The sequence below is a fragment of the Dulcicalothrix desertica PCC 7102 genome (genome assembly GCF_003991905.1).
GTDB classification, from domain to species: domain Bacteria; phylum Cyanobacteriota; class Cyanobacteriia; order Cyanobacteriales; family Nostocaceae; genus Dulcicalothrix; species Dulcicalothrix desertica.
Window position 1 is genome coordinate 4,190 of record NZ_RSCL01000078.1, and the last position, 2,329, is coordinate 6,518.

The 2,329-nt window shown below is 33.3% G+C and carries 1 protein-coding gene; it reads left to right on the forward strand.

The window, feature by feature from the left end:
• Positions 1-334 precede the first annotated feature (334 nt).
• Positions 335-2,320 carry a hypothetical protein gene (locus DSM106972_RS50575; protein WP_127087791.1) on the forward strand — a complete coding sequence of 662 codons (1,986 nt, stop codon included), beginning with the start codon at positions 335-337 and terminating at the stop codon, positions 2,318-2,320.
• The last annotated feature ends 9 nt before the right edge of the window (positions 2,321-2,329 follow it).

Genomic DNA, 2,329 nt, shown 5'->3' on the forward strand with positions numbered 1-2,329 from the left:
CTTAGAACTTGTTCAAGACTGGTTGAAAAATCGTTACAATCCGATTGCTCACAATCATGCGATTTCCTTATATCATGCCAGCACAAGAAGAAAGCGAAGAAAAGATTAGCCTCAAATACAAATAAAGACGAGTAGAAATAAAATCTATTCACCGACTGTCAGATTCCAAAAAAGAGATGAGTGTATGAAGAGTAGAAAACATCACTTACCTCGCTTTCTACCATCAAAGATTAAACAAGTGATACTGGCGCTTGGCAAGGATATTCTTATAGCCGTATCTACAGATTGTAATTCATATGTGAAAACGCTTACAGACACTTTAAGGAGAATTGATATGATTAACTCATTTATCGAACAAGCCGCAGATGCAAATACTCATTCTGATGCATTACATAAGCTAGCGCTAAAAAGTACTAAATTTAGATATTTAGTGCCTAATAATTATGCCACTCCAACCCAAACTTTATTAGTATTAAGTATCCTTATGTATAAAATAGAAATATACAGAAGCCTGATTGCAAATCCGAATACACCTATTGTCAAGCTAATTGTACTCGGCGCCTATTTTCCGTATGAATTGATAAATAATCCAACATTTCGATTATTTGCACAGAAAAATCCACGCCTTTTTCAACAAATGCCTATTCAAACTGTTAAAAATATTTTATTACTAGATGATATCCCACTAGAATATATGAAAATGGCAGCTTTATGTAATCATGTTGAGATACTGAACATTATCGCTAATCATTCAAAGGCGCCTAAATCTCTTTTATTGCAAATAATTAATCAGATAAAAATGTCAGAGTCAGCAAACATTGCGTTAGATAGTATTGCATATGTAGCTTCACAAAATGTTCAAGTCGCAGGTGAAATTACAGAAGGATGGAATAAAGAAGTTTGGCAAGCAATTAAAAAGTATACATTCTTACATCCCAACAAAGAAAAAGAAATATTTATGTATGATGTTGGCATATTAGATAAAAGGATGTTACTTAAGTTATCTGACTATACTCACTTAAAGATTATTGCTAAATCTGAAACTCCTTTAGAAATAGCGGAATTAGTTCTAGATGCATTAAGTCCAGAAATCAGAGCGGCAATCGATTTAAGTCAACCTGGTTACTTAGATACACATGCTAATACCTTAATAGAACTTGCTAATCCAAAAATAATTAAAATTTTAACTGCTGTTGCATCAAATCCTAACTCACCATTGTTCGTTCTAGAAAAATTAGCTTTAATCGATTGCTCAGAAATTAAAAAAGCTATTTACCGTAACTATAATACTTCGGAATTTATTTTAAAAAAATTGTTTACAACAGATGATAGTAAACCAACTTTATCAAGTCCTCAATCAGCCCGAACATCAATGCTATTTTATATCAAACGCTATCATTTATTTAAATATTCTCCACATTTAAGTTCTTCATATATTAATAGTATTTGCAAGTTACTACTTTTGTCAGATAATATTGATTATAATGTTTATCAAGAGCTTGCAAGCATTGACAATTTTGATATATTAATTGCACTTGCACGTCAACCCAAAAATCTAGCTTATATTTTTAAGCATTTATATGTTCAATCACAATATCATCAGTCAGATTCTTCCCTAATAAACTACATCAAGAAGACAATTAGAATATTAATAGCTAAAAACCCTCAAATACCGATTAATATTTTATTTAATCTGCTTGAAGATGAGCATTACCAAGTTTGTATCGAAGCGATTACTAACCTCAAAAATAAATCTACTTCAAATAATCAACAAATAACTGACTTTTTATCAACATGGGAATGTGCCAATAATCCAGCGACACCACAAGATGTTTTATCTAATATCGCTTACAACAGTAATGTTGCATTATGTTTAGCAGTTGCTAATAATCCAAGAACATCATCTCAAACTTTACATGAACTAACTTTTCATACAAACAAGAATGTTTTAATTGCCGTTAGTAAAAATCCAAACACAAGTGTGAAAACGCTTTTAGCTTTATCCAAAAAAAGCAAAGGTTCGTTGGGTATCCGCGCGCACGCCGTGAAAGCCCTTATACAGAAAGACCCTGATTCATCTGGCGCCGTTCTTGCAGAAGTCGCTAGTTCTGATAAACCCACATCAACACGTTTTATCTTGCTGCTTCACCCAATCACACCACCGGAGTTCTTAGTGCAACACGCTGATTCCATATGTTGGATAGAAAGATACGCTGTTGCCCAAAACAACAGTACACCTGCTCATGTGATTTCTAAACTTGCGACCGATGCCAACCGCCTTGTTCGTGCGGTGGCGCTGGAAAGATTACAAACGTTTTAAATATTGGTA

Excerpts from the sequence above, each read along its gene's own strand:
- DSM106972_RS50575 (WP_127087791.1), top strand. The coding sequence starts at position 335 with ATGATTAACTCATTTATCGAACAAGCCGCAGATGCAAATACTCATTCT.